Origin of the sequence: Candidatus Flexicrinis affinis (assembly GCA_016716525.1) — a bacterium.
Taxonomy (GTDB): Bacteria; Chloroflexota; Anaerolineae; order Aggregatilineales; family Phototrophicaceae; genus Flexicrinis; species Flexicrinis affinis.
On sequence record JADJWE010000010.1, the window covers coordinates 97,932 to 116,997 of the forward strand.

Genomic DNA, 19,066 nt, shown 5'->3' on the forward strand with positions numbered 1-19,066 from the left:
CCGGGGGCGATTCTCGCACAGAGTCGGGCGAGGGTCAATTGCCCTCACCGTTCGCGCGGCGGCGTGCCGTGTCGGTCGCTGCGAAGAAATGAACGCTTGAACCACGGAGGACACAGAGCTCACAGAGGGAAAGGAGCGCACAGAGAGGACCGGCTGCTTGCGCGTTTTCCGCATGTGTCGTGGCGATGTCGTCGGGACAGGGCGCGTGTCGTGCGATGTAGGACGGTGACCCCGAACACGGCACCGCCGTGTCCCTGCTCACACGCGCGGAATGACGCGTTGGCGAGGATCCGCGCGCGGCGGACGCGATGTGATGTATTGCGTCCCAACCACCCTGCGGTGATACGCGCGTAGATCACGACGGGCGACCCGCCGCGTCGCCCCTACAGACCGTCTCTGTGATCTCCCCGTTCTCCGTGGCCTCTGTGCCCGCTTTTGCCCTTCCCTCATCCCTCCACTTTTGGGGAGTAGCCGCGCACCCGCCGGCGCGCTATGCTGATGCGATGTGTCCATGATGGGAGAGGGAGGTGCAGCCATGTCCATTCACGCTCAGCATCGTATCGACGACCGCCCGCGGATGCACCGCACCCGCCTCACACAGTAACGACACGACACGAGGACAAAACTCCACATGGCTTACTTTGACGAAGCCGAGCTGTACTCTGGATTTGCGGCCGAGATGTGGGCCGCGTACGACGAAAAAGGCTGGGATCACGCCTACTACAAGGCGGCCATCCTCGCCAACGGCGGCCCCGCGCTCGACATCGGGTGCGGCACCGGCCGGCTGTTGCGCAGCTATCTTCAGGCCGGTATGGACGTCGACGGAGTCGACATCTCCGCCGACATGCTCGCTCACTGCAAGCGGCTCGCTGCCGCGCAAGGCCTGCGCGAGCCGACCCTCTATCATCAGCCGATGCAGGCGCTAGACATCCCGCGCCGCTATGCGACGATCTACATCCCGTGCGGCAGCCTCGCCTGCGTGATGGAGCGCGACGAAGTGCGCGAGACTCTGCGCCGGTTCCGCCAGCATCTCGAACCCGGCGGCGAGCTGGTGTTCAACCTGTTCATCGAGGAAGAGCAGACGGCCGGCAAGACGTTCCCGTCCGAGTGGGTGAGCTGGACGAAGGCCGACCTGCCGGACGGGCGCAAGCTGCAGGTCGACCGCCGCGTGATGAAGGCCGATCGTATCGATCAGGCCGTGACCGAACACCGGCGCTACCGCATCTACGACGGCGACACGCTCGTCCACGAGGAGACGCGCACCGGCGGTTATCGCTGGTACACGCACAACGAGGCGCTGTGGATGCTGGAGGCCAACGGCTTTCGCGTCGAGAAGGTCAACGGCGACTACAAAGACGAGCCGTTCAGCGAGAAGCACACCGGCACGATGGTGATCCACGCGCGGCCGGTGTAAACAGACAGTACGCCACCGACGAGATAACGTTTGAAGCGGGCGATCGGTCAGGTCGCCCGCTTCAAACGTCTGCACGTTGTGAGAGCCGCCGCGGTCAGCTCAGGTCCTCCGCCCAGCGGCGCACCGCGTCGGCATAGGCGTCGGAGGCTTCGAGCGGCAGCCAATGGCTGTTTTCGGCAAAGTGCTGAACCTGCGCCTTGCCCCACCGTTCGGCGTATGCCGGGGTGATGAACGGGTCCTTGTCTCCCCACAGCACCAGCGCGGGTGTCTCCTGAAGCAGGGCAACCAGTTTGTCGTCCCACCCGATGAAGTGCTCCGGGTTGCGCTCGCGGTACATGCGCAGGACCGCCTTGCGGACGGCCTTCGAGCCGAAGCCCGCGGCGTAGCTTTCCTCGATGTAGCGGTCGGGCAGGGCCGGCGCAAAGCGCTTGATGGACGACTTCATGGTCTTGGGCGGGGTGGTGCCCAACATCAGCTCGCCCAGCAGCGGCACGCGGTACAGTTTGGCGAACGAATGCCACTGATAATCGCGGAAGAACGCCGTGTTGGAGATCACCATGCCGCGCACGCGCTGCGGATGGGTGACCGCGAAGGCGCCGGCGTAGTGCCCGCCAAAGTCGGTCATGGCGAGGATCACCGGCTCGGTGATTCCCAGCGCGTCGAGCAGATCGGCGACGAATGCGGCATAGTTCTCGAGCGTGAGGGGGAACGCGCGCGGCAGTGTCGTTGCGCCGAACCCGGGCAGGTCGATGGCAATATGGTGGTAGCCGCCGCCGAGGCGTTCGATGACCGGCAGCCACATGGCGTGCGTGTCCGGCGAGCCGTGCAGGTACAAAATCGGTGTGCCCTGCCCGGACTGGCGGACGAACACGTCTGCGCCGCGGATCGTCAGGCGGCGTTCGGTGGGGATGGCAGATTGGGTGTTGTTGGCGCGCTCGATGTCGGGCGCGAATTGGACGTTCATGTTCGATAGCCTCCATGTTATAATGCGAATGCGACGTCGTGTTCGTATTTTAGTCTATGCAGATTTCTACGTTTGTCAACGGGGGTGATTTATGGACAGCGATGCACTGCGGGCGGCACCCAAGCAGCGCCGTGGGCGCGAGCGCGTCGAGGCGATCCTCAACGCCGCGTCCGAGGTAATTGCGGAGGTGGGCTACGAGCAGGCGACCATCGGCGCGATTGCGGCGCGCTCGAATACCGCGACCGGATCGCTCTACCAGTTCTTCGCCAACAAGGAGGCGATTCTAAAGGCGCTGGTCGACCGCTACGTCGCGCGGGCGAGCGCCGTGTTCGCCGCGATGGAGGTCGAGTCGTACCCGGTGATGACGCTTCAGGACGGCATCCGGGCGATGCTCGTCCCGCTCAAGGCGTTCATCCGTGACAACCGCGACTTTCAGGCGATCTTTTCCAGTTCGACCGGGTCCGCCATCGTGGCGGAGTCGATCCGCGCGATGGACGAGGGCTTTCTGGCGCGCAACGACGCGGCGCTCGCCGCCGCCCGCCCGAACCTCGACGCGCACGACCGTCGCAAGTACGGCCTCGTGTGCATGATGATTATGAAGGGCCTCCTCGGGTTGGCGCATCCCGGTGGCGAGCTGACGCTCGACGAGGTGTTCGAGGAGATGGAAGCGGTCTTTCTGCGGTACCTCCTGCCGGTCGTCGGCGAGTAGTTTTCTCCCGGACACGGCGTCGGACGCGATGAATCGCGTCCCTACCGGACCGCGACAGTTTGCGCAAAGACCACGGCGGGCGACCCGCCGGGTCGCCCCTACGGCCCTCTCTATGTGTCCTGTGTATGCTTACGAACCGTACGCCGTCGGTATTTTCCCCTCTCCTCGGGAGAGGGGTTTGGGGTGAGGTCTCGGTGGGAGAGGGGTTTTGGGTGAGGTCGGGCGGGGCTGCCCCATCCGTCGATTGCCGGACGCGATGTATCGCGTCCCTACCACACCGCGACGGTTTGCGGCGTAATACGCGGTGGGCGACCTGACCGATCGCCCCTTCAAACCGCCTCCGCGTGCTCTCTTGTTCTCCGTGGCCTTCGTGCCCGCTTTTGCCCTTCCTCAACACTCAGCACTTCTCTTTCCCCTTTCCCCTCTCCCCTCGATTACACACGTGCTGTTCCATTTACAGAGTACGAACATCTGTGCTATATTCCCGAAAACGGGTTGTAACAGGATTCAAACGCAAAGTTCAGAATGGCCGACGATCGTACCGATGTCTTGCAGCGCACGCTCGCCCAGCTTCAAGCTCGCTGGGGCGATCGCATCATCGCGCCTGCCCGCCGCGCCGAACTCACACCGCTACCCACCGGCTTCGCCGACCTCGACGCGCAGATCGGCGGCGGGTTGTGGCCGGGGCGGCTGAGCGTGCTGCTCGGTCAACCGACCTCCGGCGCGACCTCTTTGGCGCTGCGGGCGTTGGCGAATGCGCAGGGCGGCGGCGGGCCGGTCATGGCGGTCGATCTGGCCCGTCAGTTCGACCCGCATCTGGCCGGACGAATCGGTGTGGACGCCGGCCTGCTGGTGCTCTCGCGCCCGCCGGATGCCGACACGGCGTTGGCGATCGTGCGCGAGGCGTTGGGGAACGCGGCGCTCGGCGCAGTGTTGCTGGACGCCAGCGAGAGCAAGCTCGCCGCCAGCTCGGCCGACGTGCGTCGGCTCAGTCAGGCGCTGATGGGCTCGCCGGCGCCGCTGATCGTATTGGCGCAAGGGGTGCCGTCCACGTTCGACAGCCTGACCGATCTGCGCCTGCGGGTCGAACGGTTAGCGTGGGTGCGGCGAGGGCCGGATGTCGCCGGATTAACTACGCGCGTGCGGATCGACAAGGATCACGCCGGCGGCGGCGGACGGGCGGTGCAAATCGAAGTGCGGTATGGGGAGGACACGTGAGTACCAGCATTGCGTGTGTCGTGATCGAGGACTTTGCCGCGGCGGCGCAGGGGATCGCAGGGGCGCTGCCGTCCGTGCTGGTCGATTACCGGCAGCGGCGGGCGAAGGTCGTGGCGGCATCGGCGGCGGCGCGGGCGGCGGGGGTCGCCCCCGGCATGAGCCTGACGCGCGCCCGTGCCTTATGCCCTAAGCTGACGCCGCATCCGCTTAAGCTGGATCGCGTCGAGCAGATGCGCGAACGGACGCTCAACGCCTTGTGGACGTTCACCAACCGCATCGAACAAGCCGAAGACCGCATGCCGCAGACGGCGGTGCTGTGGCTCGACCTCGGCCCGACGCAGGACGACGACGCGGCCCGCATCGGCGTGCAGATCGGCACGGTGCTGGGGCGGATGGGCCTGACGGCGTCGGTCGGGTTGGCGCGCGGCAAGTTCACGGCATTGGCCGCGGCGGGGCAGGCGGGGTGCGGTGTGCAGATGATCGCGCGCGGGTCGGAAGGCGGCTTTCTCGCGCCGCTGCCGGTCGGGCTGCTGCCGCTGGAACGCGAAGACGCCCGCAAGCTTGACCTGCTCGGCGTGCGAACGCTCGGCCAGTTCGCCGCGCTGCCGCGCTCGGCTGTCTCGGCGCAGTTCGGGCGGCGCGGGCGGCTGTGGCATCTGCTCGCCAGCGGACGCGACACCCGCCGCGTCAAGCCAACCCGCATGCCGGATTTCGAGCGCGCCGGTTTCGACTTCGAGGACGCGGTCGCCGATATGGTGACGCTCGACAACGTGCTGAGCACGCTGGCGGTCACGCTGTCACGCCGGTTGGAGTCGCGTGCGTCGGCAGCCCACGAAATCGCGCTGACGGTGCATTTCGAGCGCGGCGCGACCCGCACCGAGCGCATCCAGCGCGTGCAGCCCTACAGCGACTGCGGCGACCTGCGGCGGGCGCTGTTCAGCCTGCTCGACAAGGCGGACATCGCGGAACCGGTCGGCGCGCTGAGCATTTCGCTCAACCGCCTGAGCGCCGCCATCCCGCGCCAGTTGGAGATGTTCACACAGCGCCCGCGCAAACAAGCGGTGCTGGATCTGGCCGCCGAGTTGAGCAAACGTTACGGGCCGTGCTTCTTCACCGCCGAACTGCGCGACGACGCCCTGCTGCCCGAGCGCCGCTTCACGCTGATCGCCGTGCAGGCCGAGGACGCATCGTGACGCGCTTGCTGCTGCCGGCCGAGCGCATCACGGTCGATCTCGAAGACGGCGCGCCGGTGCGCTTCATGTGGCGCGGGCGCAATCACCGCGTGCTGTACCTCGCCAACCGCTGGCGTGCCGATGCCGAATGGTGGCGCGTCCGCCAATGGCGCGAGCACTACAAGCTGGTCACCGACAGCGGCCTGCTGTTGGTGATCTATCACGATTTGAACCGCGAGGCATGGTATGTGCAGCGGGTGTATGACTGAGACCGCACCCTCCGGCCTCTCTCCAATTTGGAGAGGAGGAGTCGAGCATCGCGAAACGGGGGTGAGGTTCTCTGGGGCGCTGCCCCAAACCCCGGCAGGGACTTACGCCCCTGCACCCCTTCTTTGCATTTGCGCAACGCGCAAATGCAGGAATGGGGTCAAGGGGTGCAAACCCCTTGTAGAGGTGCGGAGGCGAAGCCTCTGCAAACATCCTAAATGACCGCGGAATACGTCGAACTGCACGCCCATTCGTGCTTCAGCCTGTTGGATGGCGCGTCGTACCCCGAGGCATTGGCAGCGCAGGCCGCGGCGCAGGGCATGCCGGCGCTGGCGCTCACCGACCACGACGCGGTGTACGGCGCGGTGCCGTTTACCAAAGCCGCGCGCGAGGCCGGCATCAAGCCGATTCTGGGCGCGGAGCTGACGGTGGCGCGGGGCGAGGACTCGCATCATCTAACGGTGCTCGTGCAGAACGCGGCGGGATGGGCGAATCTGTGCGCGCTGATCACCGCGGCGCGGCACAATACGCCGAAGGGCGAGGCGCTGCTGGAGGCGCATCTGCTCGACGCGCACCGCGACGGCCTGATCGTGCTGTCGGGGTGCCGGCACGGCGAAATTGCGACGGCGCTGCGGCGCGGCGACCGTGACGCGGCAGTGCGCGCGGCCCGCCGGTATCGCACGCTGTACGGAAGCCGTTTCTACATCGAGCTGCAGCGCCATCATCTGCCGGACGATCAGCACCTGACCGCCGAACTGATTGCGCTGGCCCGCGAGCTCAAATTGCCGGTGGTCGCGACCAACAACGTGCATTACGCCGAGCGCGACGGTCACCGCCTGCAAGACGTGCTGACCTGCATCCGGCACAACACCACGCTTGACGACGCGTGCGCGCTGCTGCGCCCGAATTCGGAGTATTCCCTCAAGTCCGCCGCCGAGATGGCTATGTTATTCGCCGACGTGCCGGACGCGCTGATCAACACCGTGCGCATCGCCGAGCAGTGCGACTTCGCGCTGGAGTTTGGCTTGCAGGAACTGCCGGTGTATCCGACGCCGGACGGCCTCAGCGCGTGCGACCTGCTGCGGGCGCTGTGCCGCGAGGGGCTGACGGTGCGCGGCCTTGAGCCGACCGACGCCATCGCGCGGCAGTTGGAGCACGAGCTGGCGGTCATCACGCGCAGCGGCCTGAGCAATTACTTCCTGATCGTGTGGGACATCGTGCGCTGGTCGCGCGAGCACGGCATTTTGTGTCAGGGGCGCGGGTCGGCGGCGAATTCGCTGGTCGCCTACCTGCTGATGATATCGCCGATCAATCCGCTGGAGCACGATCTCGTGTTCGAACGGTTCCTGAGCGAGGAGCGCCGCGCCACGCCGGACATCGACATCGACTTCGACGCCGCCCGCCGCGAGGAGGTGATCCAGTACGTGTACCAGCGTTACGGGCATGCCCACGCGGCGATGGCTTGCACGTTCATCACGTTTCGCGCGCGCTCGGCCATGCGCGATATTGGCAAGGCGCTCGGCCTGCCGCTGGACGTGCTCAACCGCGCCAGCCGCATCATCGACACGTATCGCAGCGGGCGCATCGCCGAGGCCGACGGGCTGAGCGACCTGATCGCGCCGGAGACACTGGCGCTGATCGTCGAGCTCAGCCAGCAGATCGACGGCTTCCCGCGCCACCTCGGCATCCACAACGGCGGCATGATCCTGACCGGCGCGCCGTTGAGCCACCGCCTGCCGACCGAGCCGGCGACGATGGCCGACCGGTACATCGTGCAGTGGGACAAGGACAGCCTCGAAGACGCCGGCATCTGCAAGATCGACATCCTCGGCCTGCGCATGCTGTCGGCCGTGGCCGAGGCCAGCGCGATCACCGGCGCCGATCTCGACGCGCTGACCTTCGACGACGCGACCGTCTACGACATGGTGACGGCGGCCGACACGGTGGGCGTGTTTCAAGTCGAAAGCCGCGCGCAAGCGCAGGTGCTGCCGCGTCTTCAGCCGCGCCAGTTCAACGACCTGATCATCTCGATCTCGCTCATCCGGCCGGGGCCGATCCAAGGCAACATGGTGCATCCGTACCTGCGCCGCCGCTTGGGTGAAGAGCCGGTCAAGTATCCGCATCCGCGCCTTGAGCCGGCGCTGGCCGAGACGCTCGGCGTGGTGCTGTTTCAGGAGCAGGTGCTCAAGGTCGCGCGCGATCTGGCCGGGTTCACCGGCGGGCAAGGCGAGCTGCTGCGCCGCGCGTTGGGCAGCAAGCGCGCTTACGAGCAGATTGAAAAGCTGCATGACGCGTTCGTCGAAGGGGCGGCGGAGCTGGACGTGACGAACGCCGTGGCCGAAGCGGTGTTCGACGCGCTGCGCAGCTTCGGCGGCTACTCGTTCCCCAAGAGTCACGCGGCGGCGTTCGCCGTGCTGGTGTACAAGAGCGCGTGGCTCAAGCGCTATCACCCGGCGGCATTCGCCTGCGCGCTGCTCAACAACCAGCCGATGGGCTTCTGGTCGCCGGCGGTGATCGTCAACGACGCGCGGCGGCACGGGGTGCGCGTGCTGCCGGTCGACCTGCGCCACAGCGCGGCGATCTGCACGGTCGAGGACGGCGCGGTGCGGCTGGGGTTCCGGCAGGTGCGCGGCATCGGCGAAGAGGCCGCCGACCGGATCGCCGCGGCACGCGACGAATCACCGTTCGTCAGCCTGCGCGATTTTTGCCGCCGGACGCGCCTGCCGCACCGCCTGACCGAAAACCTGATCCTCGCCGGCGCGATGGATCACTTCGGCAGCACCCGGCGCGAGCAGGTGTGGGTGCTGGCGAACCTGCTGGACGAGCCCGGCATGCTCGACCTCGACATGGCCGACGATCCGCTGCAGTTCCCGTCCGCCAGCCGCGGCGAGATTATGGCCGTCGAATACGACCTGACCGGCGTCATGCTGCGCGAACATCCGCTGGCGCTGTACCGCGACTGGCTGGACGAGATGGGCGTGTTCAACAGCGCCGAGCTGGCCGAGCTGCCGGAAGACAGCCGCGTGCGTGTGGCGGGGCTGGCGGTCGTGCATCAGGCTCCGCCGACCGCCAAGGGCCATCACTTCATCACGCTTGAAGACGAGGACGGGTTCATCAACGTGGTCGTGCGGCCGAAGGTGTACCCCAAATATCGCACCATCCTGCGCACCTCCCCGCTGCTGGTGATCGAAGGCGAGGTGCAGCGGCAGGGCGCGGTCGTCAATGTGGTGTTGTCGGATGCGCGCACGCTCGGGACATAGGGAAAGTGATGAGTCTTGAGTGACGAGTGATGAGAGAAGGACAAAAGCGGGCACAGAGACCACAGAGGGCGAGAGAGCACACAGAGGGAATGTAGGGGCGACCCGGCGGGTCGCCCGTCGCCCAGCCTTACCCCAAACCCCTCTCCCATCGAGACCTCACCCCGCGTCGCTCTCGCTCCGCCGCCCCTCTCCCGAGGCGAGGGGCCAATACCCACGGCGCGCGGTTCTGTGCGTAGGGACACGCCACCGCCGTGTCCGCGAAACACACGCCGGATACTGAAGCGTCCCTCTCCCCTAGCGCAAGCAGGACAACCGCCGTACACTGACGCTTTCTCCTCCACGACGGCGGCCCAGCGTGTCCGAACTGTTTCAAATCTTCATCGACGTGATCACCCCGATTTTCCTGATCGTCGGGGTGGCGTTTTGGGTTGGCCGGCGATTCAACCCTGACATCCGCAGCCTGTCGACCATCCTGATCTACCTGTTTATCCCGGCGCTCTCGTTTCGCACGATGATCCGACTGCCGATCGATGGCGTACAAGACATCATCACGGGCGAGTTTGGCCGCGCCTTCGCGCAGGTCGCGCTGCTGGTGGCGATCATGTGGATCGTCGCGGCGGTGGTGGGGCGGGTGCTCAGGCTCGACCGGCGCACGGGAAGCGCGTTCACGCTCTCGATCACGCAGATCAACGCCGGCAACCTCGGCATCCCGCTCAATACGTTCGCCTTCGGGGCGGTCGGCGGCGAGCTGGCGCTGTTGTACTACGTGTCGAGCGCGATGATCGGCGCAGTGACCGGCGTGTTCATCGCGTCGCGCGGGCAGAAATCGGTGGCGGGCGCGTTGTGGAACGTCGTGCGCGTGCCGGCCAGCACATCGGCGTTGTTGGGCCTTGCGCTGAACGTGTTCGACGTCACGGTGCCGCTGCCGATCGACCGGGCGATTTCGCTGCTCGGCGACGGCACGATCCCGGGGATGATCGTGCTGCTTGGCCTGCTCATCAGCCGCATTCGCATTCGCCGCGCGCCGTGGAAGCTGGTGACGCTGGCGGCGTCCATTCGCCTGTTAGGCGGCGCGGCGGTCGGCGTGGTGCTGGCGAATCTGATCGGCGTGACCGGCGTGCAGTACAACGTCGCCGTGCTGCAAAGCGCGGTCCCGACCGCGGTGATGGCGAACGCGCTGGCGGCCGAGTTCGGCAGCGATGCCGAGTTTACGTCCGCCGCCACGCTCGTGAGCACGCTTGCGAGTATTGGTACACTTACGCTCTGGATCGCATTGTTGAGATAACGGCATGCGTAGACTGCTTTTCCTGATCGCCGTGCTGAGCCTGGGCGCGACGGCATGTACCGGCCTCGGCGGGGAACCGGCAGTGGTCGCCACCCTGCCTCCGCCGGCGACACTGGTGCTGACCGCACCGCCCAACACCGATCGCGGTATTCCCGCATCCCCGCCCGATCTGGCGCGCGGCGCGCAAATCTTCGCCGAGCGGTGTTCGGCCTGTCACGGCGTCGACGGGCGCGGCGATGGCCCGGTCGTGCAAGCCAATCCCGGCATGCAGCCCGGCGATTTCCGCGATCCGGCCACCGCGCGAGGGCAAACCCCGCACGAGTGGTTCTCGACCATCACAAACGGCCGTATCGACCTGATGATGCCGCCGTGGATCGGCGCGCTCACCGAACAGGAACGATGGGATGTCGCGCTCTACACCTACACCATGCACTACGATCCCGAGGCGCTCTGGCTCGGGAGCCGCATGTACGAGGACTGTGCCGAATGTCACGGCGAGTTGGGGCGCGGCGACGGACCTGAAGCTGCGAATCTCACGGCCGACGTTAAAGACCTGACCGACCAGTCTGCGATGGTCACGCTCAGCGACGAGTCGATCTTCCGCATGGTGACGCAGGGCTTCGAGGACGTCATGCCGGCATACACCGAACTGAGCGAGGATGAACGCTGGGCCGTCGCGTCGTATGCGCGCACGCTCTCGCTGCAAGGCGTCGAGCAGTTCGAGACGCAGCCTGCGCCGGTCGATTTCACCGACTCGCTCACCGACCTGACCGGCGTCGCGTTCCTTGTGCAGATACACGCGATCGGTGATGCGCTGCAAGTCACGCAGGCGCTTCAGATGCGCAACCTCTCCGAAACGCGCACGTTCAGCCAGCAGACCGTGCTGGACGACGGTACGATCGCCGCGCTGGCGCTGACCCTACCCGATGGCGCGATCCTCGACTCGACCGCCGGCATCGGTGCGGTGAGCGCGGACGGCCGCACGGCATATGTCACCGAACCGCTTGCGCCGCGGTCGGACGGGTTGGCTGTGCTGAGTTATCTGCTGCCGTACGAGCCGGGCGCGTCGTTGTCGATCCCGCTGGATATCGTGATCGCCGGGCCGGTGCGCGTGCTGACCCGCCCGCTGACCGTGCGCGTGGACGGCGATCTGCTGCCGAGCTTGGGCGAGCAAACAGTCGGCAGCGAGCTGTACAACGGCTACGGCGACCAGTTGGCGTTAGCGGCAGGCAGCACACTCGAGTTTGCGATCACCGGAGAAGCCGACCCGGCCCCGGTCGAGGCGCTCGCCACGAGCGAACCCGCGCCTGAATCGGCCGAGCCCGCCGGTATCCCGGCCAGCACGCTCGCGCCGCTGATCGTGATCGCCGTCGCGGTAGGGGTTGTCGGGGGCGCCGTGATCGTCTTGCGCCGCCGGCCTGCCGAACGTGACAGCAGCGACATCGACGCGCTGGTTGCGCAGATCGCGGCGCTGGATTTGGCGCACGACCGCGGCCAGCTCAACCACGACCTTTGGCACCGCCAGCGCGCCGAACTCAAAGCACGCCTCGCCGAATTGATGGGACAAGACGAATCGTGAACAGTAGTACGCCGTTGCTCTCCGCCCGTGATCTGACCAAGACGTTCGGCTACCGGACCGTCTTGCGCGGTCTGACGCTCGATGTCCCCGCCGGACAGGCGCTTGCGCTGATGGGCCCCAACGGCTCCGGCAAGTCCACCTTGCTGCGGCTGATCTGCGGGCTGACGCGGCCCGACAAAGGCACGGTCACGGTCGGCGGATGGTCGATCCCGCACGAGGCCGACCGCGTGCGCTCGCATCTGGGTCTGGTTGCGCATCGCCCGCTGATCTACGAAGGACTGACCGCCCGCGAGAACCTGCGCTTCTACGGCAAGCTGCACGGCTTGCGCGGCGCCGCGCTCGACGCTCGGATCGGCGAGATGCTCGATCAAGTCGGGCTGGGCAAGCGCGGCGACGATCTGGTGCGCGGATTCTCGCGCGGGATGATGCAGCGGTTGAGCATCGCGCGGGCCGTGCTGCACAAGCCTGACATCCTGCTGCTGGACGAACCGTTCACCGGCCTTGACCCGGCCGCCAAGGTGATGCTCTCGGCGCTGATTCACGACGTGCGCGGGCAGGGCGGCACCCTGATCATGACCTCGCACGAGCCGGCCGACAGCGTCGCATTGGCCGACCGCGCCGTGATCCTTGTCGGCGGCACGCTGGTGTACGACCAGCCGACCTCGGAGCTCACCTCCGAGCGCCTCGCCGCCGACTACGCCGCAGCGACAGCCTAACCTGTGGCGCTCATCGCTTTGTGCTAAAATTACGCTAAACACAGACGTCAGAAAGGACACTGCTCTGGACTCTCTAGAATTGGCCCGTCTCATTGCCGAGTTGTTGGAAGACAAGAAAGCGGAGGACATCCTCGTCCTCGACCTTCGCCCCGACCGCGTGATTGCCGACTTCTTTGTGATCGCCACCGGCACCAGCGACCGAAATCTCAAAGCCCTCGCCCAGCACGTCCGGGTAGAACTCAAAGACAAGCACGGGATTATGCCGGCTTCGATGGAAGGCATCGCGGAGTCGGGCTGGGTGCTGCTCGACTACGGCGAGATCGTCGTGCACATCTTCCTCGAGGACAAGCGGCAGTACTACGACCTCGAAGGCCTGTGGCGGGCCGAGAGCAAGGTCATTTTGAGCATCAAGTAAGGCGCGGGCGCACCGCCCCGCGCGAATGCATCTCGAAGGAGCACAATTCACATGACCGTGTCGATCTGGCAGGCGGAAGGGCGTGAACCGATCCGCGAAGTTGACGTTTTGGTGGTCGGGGCGGGGCTGGCCGGCTGCGCCGCCGCGATGTTCCTGTATCAGGCCGGCCACGAGGACGACCTCGTCGTGACCGAGATGCGCGATGTTGGCTTGGGCGCCAGCGGCCGCAATGCCGGATTCATGATCACCGGTCTCGATCTCTACTACCACCACGCCGTCGAGAAATACGGCGTGGAAGTGACGCGCGAGGTCTATGCCCTTTCGGAACGTACACACGCGATCTGGCGCGGGCTGATCGGCAAGCATGCCGTGCGGTTCAACGGAATCGGCAGTATGCTGCTGGCCGAAAGCGATGCCGAAGCCGAGGAGCTGCGCAAGGCATACGCCGCCATGCAGGCCGAAGGCATCAGCGCGATCTTCCACGACGGCGACCCACTGGGCCGTGGCTACTGCGCCGCCATCGAACAGCCGCAGGACGGCGCGGTTCAGCCTGTCGAGTTGGCGCGCGCCGCGCTGACCGAAAGCGAAGCCGAGCTGATCGACAACAACGAAATCTACAGCATTGCCCAGGTCGCCCCCGGCAAGGTGATCGTCCACACCCGCAAGGTCACGTTCCATGCGCGCAAGGTGCTGCTGGCGACCAACGCCTACTCGGTCAGCCTGCACCCCTACTTCGCCGGCAAGATCATCCCGACCCGCGCGCAGGTGATGGTCACCGCGCCGCTGGCCAAGCCGGTGCTCAACACCTGCGGCTACAGCGACTACGGCTTCATGTACTACCGCATGACGTTCGACAACCGGCTCCTGATCGGCGGCGGACGCAAGCTGTACAAGGACTTGGAGAACGACACGCTTGAAGACCGCGTGACCACGCCGGTACAGTCCTACATCGACGCCTATCTCGCCCAACGCTTCCCGGATGTCAAAGCGCCGGTCGAGCGGCGCTGGGCGGGCATCATGGGCTTCACGCCGGACGGCATGCCGCTGGTCGGCCCCCTGCCCGACGCGCCAGATGTCGTGTTCTGCGTCGGGTTCAACGGGCACGGGCTGGCGCTGGCCGCCGCCGCCGCCGAACGTGCGGTCAACCTGCTGCTGCACGGCACCCACCCGGGCGCGTTCTCGCCCGACCGTCCGACCCTCAAACACTAGAGCGTACCAAAGGGCTTGCGCCCTCTGGACTCCCATACCTGCGGATTTGAGCCGCACGCGGCTCAAATCCGCGAATTCGGACGTGCAGGAGTGCAAACGCAAACTCCTGCAGGGGTTTGCATCCCTTGAGCCCGTTGCGGCGAATTGGAAGCGTACGCGCTTCCAAATTCGCGGAAAAGGGAGTCCAGAGGGCGTAAGCCTTCTGGCGGGGATTTGGGGCAGCGCCCCAAGACTTGACTCTGACGCCGCGTTAGGGTTTACGATGGGGCGGATGGAGGAGAACCGCCGCATGTACACCGTCAAACAGGTCGCGGAACTGGCCGGCGTCAGCGTGCGCACGCTGCACCACTACGACCAGATCGGTTTACTCAAGCCGACGCAGATCGGGGCCAACGGCTACCGGTATTATGATGACGACGCGCTGCTGCGCTTGCAGCAAATCCTGTTCTACCGCGAATTAGGGCTGGAACTGGCGCAGATCAACGACGTGCTGAACAGCCCGGACTTCGACGTGCTGAGCGCGCTCAAGGCGCACCGAACGGCGCTGATCGAACGCGGGCGGCGCATCAACGAGCTTCTCGACACCATCGACGATACGATCAAGCATCTCAGCGGAGAGACCGACATGAGCCGCGCAAAACTGTTCAAGGGATTCAGCGACGAGCAGCAGAAGCAGTACGAGCGTGAGGCGCGCCTGCAGTGGGATCCGCAGATCGTCAACAGCTCGATCAAGCGCTGGAACAACTACACGCAGCAGGAACGCGACGCCATTGCCGACGAGGGCAACGCCGTCTACAGCGCGATCGCTGACGCCATCGACGCGGGTCTGACCGCCGAGAGCGACGAGGTACAGGCGCTCATGCGCCGCTGGCATCAGCACATCCGCTACTTCTACGAACCGACGCTCGAGATCCTGCGCGGTCTGGGCGAGGGATACAACACGCATCCCGACTTCATCGCGAATTTTGCGAGGGTTCATCCGCAGCTTGCTGGCTTCATGCGAACGGCGATCAACCAGTACGTCGACGACCTCGAACACGCCGAGATCGTGCGCCTGCTCGCCGAAGACGAGCAGCAGTCAGGCAGCAGTAGTCAGTAGTCAGTCGTCAGTCGTCAGAGGTCAGTTGGCGAGGCCGGGACGCGATACAGCGCGTCCCTTCCAGACAGCGACATCGTGCGCACAGATCGCGGCGGACGACCCTGCATACCACGGCGTAGCGCGAAGCCCCTCTCCCCGCTTGCGACGACCAACGGGAGCACCGAAGGTCGGGAGAGGAGCCCCACGCCCCCGTCTCTCTACCGCGCGACCACCTGCCCCTGTCCGGTGATGTTCTCCGTGACGTCCGGGCTGCCGGCGTAGGTGACGGTCCCCGATCCGCTGATCGTCACATCCAGCGAGTCGCTCACGTTGACGTCGACATTGCCCATGCCGGTAATCGTGACGGTCGCACGCGTGCCGGTCAGTTCTGTTGCGTTGACGAAGCCTGACCCGTTAATCGAGTACGACTGCGTCTGCGCCGTGCCGGTCAACGTGAAATTGGATGACCCGCTGACCGTCACCGCGAACGAGTCTTCGTCGATCCCTGTCGCAGTGACCGGCCCCCCGCCGTTCACTTTGACTTCCTGAAGGCGCGGCACGGTGATGGTGTAGACCAGCGGCCGGGTCGGGCTGAGTGATTTGTTCTGCTCGTGGCTGATCACCAGCCATCCCGACCGGACCTCGGTCTTGATGAGCGGCATGAAGTTATCTTCGGCGCTGATCGTCAGCGATTCGGCGTCACCGACTCGCACGACGATTTCGCCGCCGGAGGACATCTCGATTCGGCTGAACCCGCTAACCTCGCGAGTTTCTGTGGTTACGTTTCCCGACCCGGTAACGGTTTCGATCGGGCCGTTGTCAGTGGTGCAGGCAGCACCGACAAGCAGGACGAAAAGTGCGGCGGCAAAGATCAGCCGTCGTTGAAACAAGAGATTGTGCGTCATGGTGTGGTGTCTCCTGAGGTGCAACCTCAGCGTAAGACCGCCCAATGTGAGGCAATAGTGACAAATAGCACAATCTTACGAAACGACCGTCACGATACCAGCGCCAGCCAGCGCACGATGGGCCGGCCATCGGCGAGGATCCGGCGGCGCAGTGCGGCTTCCGCCTCGCCGGGTGGCGCAAATTTGAGCATGCCGAGCAAGTGGACATAGCCGCCAACCTGATCGGAGGTCAGCGATTGGCCGGGGCCGCGTGTGTCGTGGCCGGTTGTCAACAGATAGGCGTGGTTATGCAGCACTTTGAGGGCCGACTGCGTGTGCGGCCGGTCGCTCAGGGCCGCCAGCGTGCGATGAAACGCGAACAGCGCGTCACGCCCTGCGGCCAGCTCGCCGGAGACGCAGGCCGTGTTGAGCGCCTCGACATGCGGCTGGAGGGCCGTCCGCAATTGGGCGCGCCCCTGTGCTTCGAACGCCCACGTCAGCGCCAGACCCTCGACCGCGGCCATCAGCGCGAAAACCTCCTCGGCCTCGCCGGCGGTGAAGTCTCGCACGCGCACACCCCGCCGCGGCGAATAGCGCACCCAGCCCTCGGTCTCCAACTGGCGCAGCGCATCGCGCACGGTGTTCTGGCTAACTTGCAGCGACTGCGCGATCGCCAGCTCGACCAACCGCTCGCCGCATACGTAGCGCCCTGTCCGGATGTTCTCGCGCAGCAGATGCGCGACCTCCTGCGCCAACGTCGTCCGCGAGTCGCTCACGGCGCCCATGCCGCCTCCGGCGCGTAGCCGATCTCCAGCGGTTCGGTTGTGCGGTCGGACGGGTCGAAGATCACGACGTCGGCCGCCGGGTCTTCGGCCGCGCCTTCCTGCAGCATCAGCAGTTCGCCGCTGGGGCTTGCCCGCAAGCCGCTGATGTACAAGTCGGTCTCGTAGATCGCGTCGGCCTCGCCGCTGGTCGTTTGCCGGTACAGTGTCGATGCGCCGTCGACCGTGCTCACCCAATACAGCACACCCGATCGGCTGTAGACCGGCAGGCCGTCGCGCACCTCGTCGTCGGTGACGTCCGGTAACAGTTGGCGAGTCGCGAGGTCCAGCCGCGCGATCTCCCATGTGCGGGCGTCACGCGGGCCGCCCAGCACGAATGCGACGGTCGTGCCGTCCGGTGATACCGCCGGCGATCCGGCGCGTAAGGCGTTGTCGGCGTACAGCACTTCGAACGCGCCGGTGCCGTCGGAGGCGACGCGCAGCAGATCGGTTGCCCCGTCGCCACGCGTGTCGGATGCGACGATCAGCGCCGTGCCATCCGGCACCCACGCCGGCGTGAACTCGTCCACCTGCGTATCAAGCAGCTTCTGCACGCTGCCGCCGCCAATGTCCATGACGTACAGGTCGCGGTCGCCGTCCCGGTCGCTGATGAACGCGATGCGCTGGCCGTCCGGGCTGATCGCCGGGCTGACGTTGCGGCTCTCGTCATCGGTAAGCTGCGTGGGCGGTGTCGCGCCAGTCAGCGGCTGAGACGCGATCTGGAACGTGATCGGGCCGTCGCCGCGCTGCATTTCAACCACGTAGATGATCAGGCCGTCCATCGGGTCGCGCACGCCAATCGGCGCGGCCGTGGCCGAGTCGGCGGCGGTCGGGCTGAGCGACGGTGCGGCGGTCGCGGCCGTAGGCGTCACCTCGGCGCCGCTCGGCGCGTTGATGCGGTCAAGGAGCTGCGCCGCCACAACCACGATCACAAAGCCGATGATCGCCAGCAGGCCGCACCCGATCGCCGCGCCGATCGTCATGTTCATCCACAAGCTGGCCCCGGGCGGGCGGCGGCGCACGGGCCGCACGCTGGGCTGCGAGACCGACACCGGCGCCGGCATGTAGTCCGAGGACGCACGCTGCGGCGTAAACGTGGTGGACGGCGGCGGCGGAATGTACAGCGTTCCGCTGGGCTGCGCGTGCATGGGCTGCGTATCGCGAATGTTCGACCGGCGGTTCGGCTGCGTGTCGTTGGGGTTGAAGCCGCCGGGATTCTCGATGGCCGTGCGCAGCGCCGCGACCATCTCGACCGCGGTCGGGTAGCGCTCGTCGGGCTTCTTCTTGAGCGACTTGAAGATGACTTGCTCGACGGCGGGCGTCACGTCCGGGTTGATGGCGCGGGCGGACGGCGGCGCGGCAGTCACCTGCATGACGGCGATGCTGTACGGCGTGTCGCTCATGAACGGGCGCCGCCCGCACAGCAGTTCGAACAGCATGATCCCCAGCGCGTACAGGTCGCTGCGGCCGTCCAGCGGCTGACCCTGCGCTTGCTCGGGGCTCATGTAACTGGGCGTGCCCACGACGCCCTGCGCGGTGATGGTGTGGCCGGGGTTCTCCTCGCCGATCAGGCGCGCGATGCCGAAGTCGGTCAGGAAGGCGCCGCCGGTCTCGTCGAGCAGGATGTTGGACGGTTTGAGGTCGCGGTGCAGGACGTTCTTGGCGTGCGCGTAATCGAGCGCAGGCGCGATCTGGGTGTAGACGTTCAGCACCAGATCGGCCGCCAGCGGCCCTTTCGCAAGGTGCTGATCGAGCGATCCGCCGGCCATGTAGCGCATGGCGATATAGGGCTGACCGTCGAACGTGCCGTGGTCATAGACCGGCACGATGGAACGGTGCTCCAGTTGGGCGACGATGGCGACTTCGCGCTCGAAGCGCTTGGCGTATGCGCCATCTTCGCTGAGGTTCTTCGGCAGCACCTTGAGCGCGACGACGCGGTTCATGGAGGTCTGACGGGCGAGGTAGACGGTAGCCATCCCGCCGCGCCCGATCTGCCCCTCGATCACGTAGCCGCCGATGCTTTTGCCGATCAGGTCGTCGGTCATGCGCGGTGGTTTCCGCCCTGCGTGATGTTC

General features: G+C 66.1%; 16 protein-coding genes. 12 read left to right on the forward strand and 4 right to left on the reverse strand.

Features of this window, described 5'->3' with window-relative positions; all coding sequences use genetic code 11:
- Window positions 1-631 precede the first annotated feature (631 nt).
- Window positions 632-1,414, forward strand: coding sequence for a class I SAM-dependent methyltransferase (locus IPM16_22625; protein MBK9125901.1), 783 nt, complete (start codon window positions 632-634; stop codon window positions 1,412-1,414).
- A gap of 94 nt (window positions 1,415-1,508) precedes the next feature.
- Here IPM16_22625 and IPM16_22630 read toward each other — a convergent pair whose 3' ends face one another.
- A complete protein-coding gene (locus tag IPM16_22630; GenBank protein ID MBK9125902.1) occupies window positions 1,509-2,378 on the reverse strand; it encodes an alpha/beta hydrolase in 870 nt (289 codons plus the stop codon).
- Between the two features lie 91 nt (window positions 2,379-2,469).
- On the opposite strand from IPM16_22630, the gene IPM16_22635 reads away from it, so the two are divergent.
- The 11 genes from IPM16_22635 (at window position 2,470) to IPM16_22685 (ending at window position 15,307) form a co-directional block, all read left to right on the forward strand.
- A complete protein-coding gene (locus tag IPM16_22635; GenBank protein MBK9125903.1) occupies window positions 2,470-3,087 on the forward strand; it encodes a TetR/AcrR family transcriptional regulator in 618 nt (205 codons plus the stop codon).
- Window positions 3,088-3,612: 525 nt separating this feature from the next.
- A complete protein-coding gene (locus IPM16_22640; GenBank protein ID MBK9125904.1) occupies window positions 3,613-4,305 on the forward strand; it encodes a hypothetical protein in 693 nt (230 codons plus the stop codon).
- Entirely contained in the window at window positions 4,302-5,498 is a 1,197-nt protein-coding gene (locus tag IPM16_22645) for a hypothetical protein (protein ID MBK9125905.1), read from the forward strand. Before IPM16_22640 ends, IPM16_22645 begins: the two co-directional genes overlap by 4 nt.
- The gene (locus IPM16_22650) at window positions 5,495-5,746 is read left to right on the forward strand and encodes a hypothetical protein (GenBank protein ID MBK9125906.1); all 252 of its coding nucleotides are present in this window, start codon (window positions 5,495-5,497) and stop codon (window positions 5,744-5,746) included. The genes IPM16_22645 and IPM16_22650 overlap by 4 nt, the downstream gene beginning before the upstream one ends.
- A 216-nt stretch (window positions 5,747-5,962) precedes the next feature.
- Window positions 5,963-9,004 (forward strand): error-prone DNA polymerase, encoded by a 3,042-nt coding sequence (locus IPM16_22655; protein ID MBK9125907.1) that lies wholly within the window; start codon window positions 5,963-5,965, stop codon window positions 9,002-9,004.
- A gap of 355 nt (window positions 9,005-9,359) precedes the next feature.
- Window positions 9,360-10,289, forward strand: a complete 930-nt coding sequence (locus tag IPM16_22660; GenBank protein ID MBK9125908.1) for an AEC family transporter — start codon at window positions 9,360-9,362, stop codon at window positions 10,287-10,289.
- 4 nt (window positions 10,290-10,293) lie between these two features.
- Window positions 10,294-11,868: a c-type cytochrome gene (locus IPM16_22665; GenBank protein ID MBK9125909.1), complete on the forward strand. Its 1,575-nt coding sequence runs from the start codon at window positions 10,294-10,296 to the stop codon at window positions 11,866-11,868.
- Window positions 11,865-12,584, forward strand: coding sequence for a heme ABC exporter ATP-binding protein CcmA (gene ccmA, locus IPM16_22670; GenBank protein ID MBK9125910.1), 720 nt, complete (start codon window positions 11,865-11,867; stop codon window positions 12,582-12,584). The genes IPM16_22665 and ccmA overlap by 4 nt, the downstream gene beginning before the upstream one ends.
- Window positions 12,585-12,648: 64 nt before the next feature.
- Window positions 12,649-12,999, forward strand: coding sequence for a ribosome silencing factor (gene rsfS / locus IPM16_22675; protein ID MBK9125911.1), 351 nt, complete (start codon window positions 12,649-12,651; stop codon window positions 12,997-12,999).
- A 51-nt stretch (window positions 13,000-13,050) separates the two neighbouring features.
- Window positions 13,051-14,208 carry an FAD-binding oxidoreductase gene (locus IPM16_22680; protein ID MBK9125912.1) on the forward strand — a complete coding sequence of 386 codons (1,158 nt, stop codon included), beginning with the start codon at window positions 13,051-13,053 and terminating at the stop codon, window positions 14,206-14,208.
- 289 nt (window positions 14,209-14,497) lie between these two features.
- On the forward strand, window positions 14,498-15,307 hold the full coding sequence (locus IPM16_22685) for a MerR family transcriptional regulator (protein ID MBK9125913.1): 810 nt from the start codon (window positions 14,498-14,500) through the stop codon (window positions 15,305-15,307).
- Between the two features lie 197 nt (window positions 15,308-15,504).
- Here the strand turns inward: IPM16_22685 and IPM16_22690 are convergent, their stop codons facing one another.
- From IPM16_22690 to IPM16_22700, 3 genes are all read right to left on the reverse strand, one after another.
- Window positions 15,505-16,191, reverse strand: coding sequence for a DUF2807 domain-containing protein (locus IPM16_22690; protein ID MBK9125914.1), 687 nt, complete (start codon window positions 16,189-16,191; stop codon window positions 15,505-15,507).
- Between the two features lie 89 nt (window positions 16,192-16,280).
- Window positions 16,281-16,955, reverse strand: coding sequence for a GntR family transcriptional regulator (locus tag IPM16_22695; protein ID MBK9125915.1), 675 nt, complete (start codon window positions 16,953-16,955; stop codon window positions 16,281-16,283).
- Window positions 16,943-19,036, reverse strand: a complete 2,094-nt coding sequence (locus IPM16_22700) for a protein kinase (GenBank protein ID MBK9125916.1) — start codon at window positions 19,034-19,036, stop codon at window positions 16,943-16,945. Before IPM16_22700 ends, IPM16_22695 begins: the two co-directional genes overlap by 13 nt.
- Window positions 19,037-19,066: the final 30 nt, after the last annotated feature.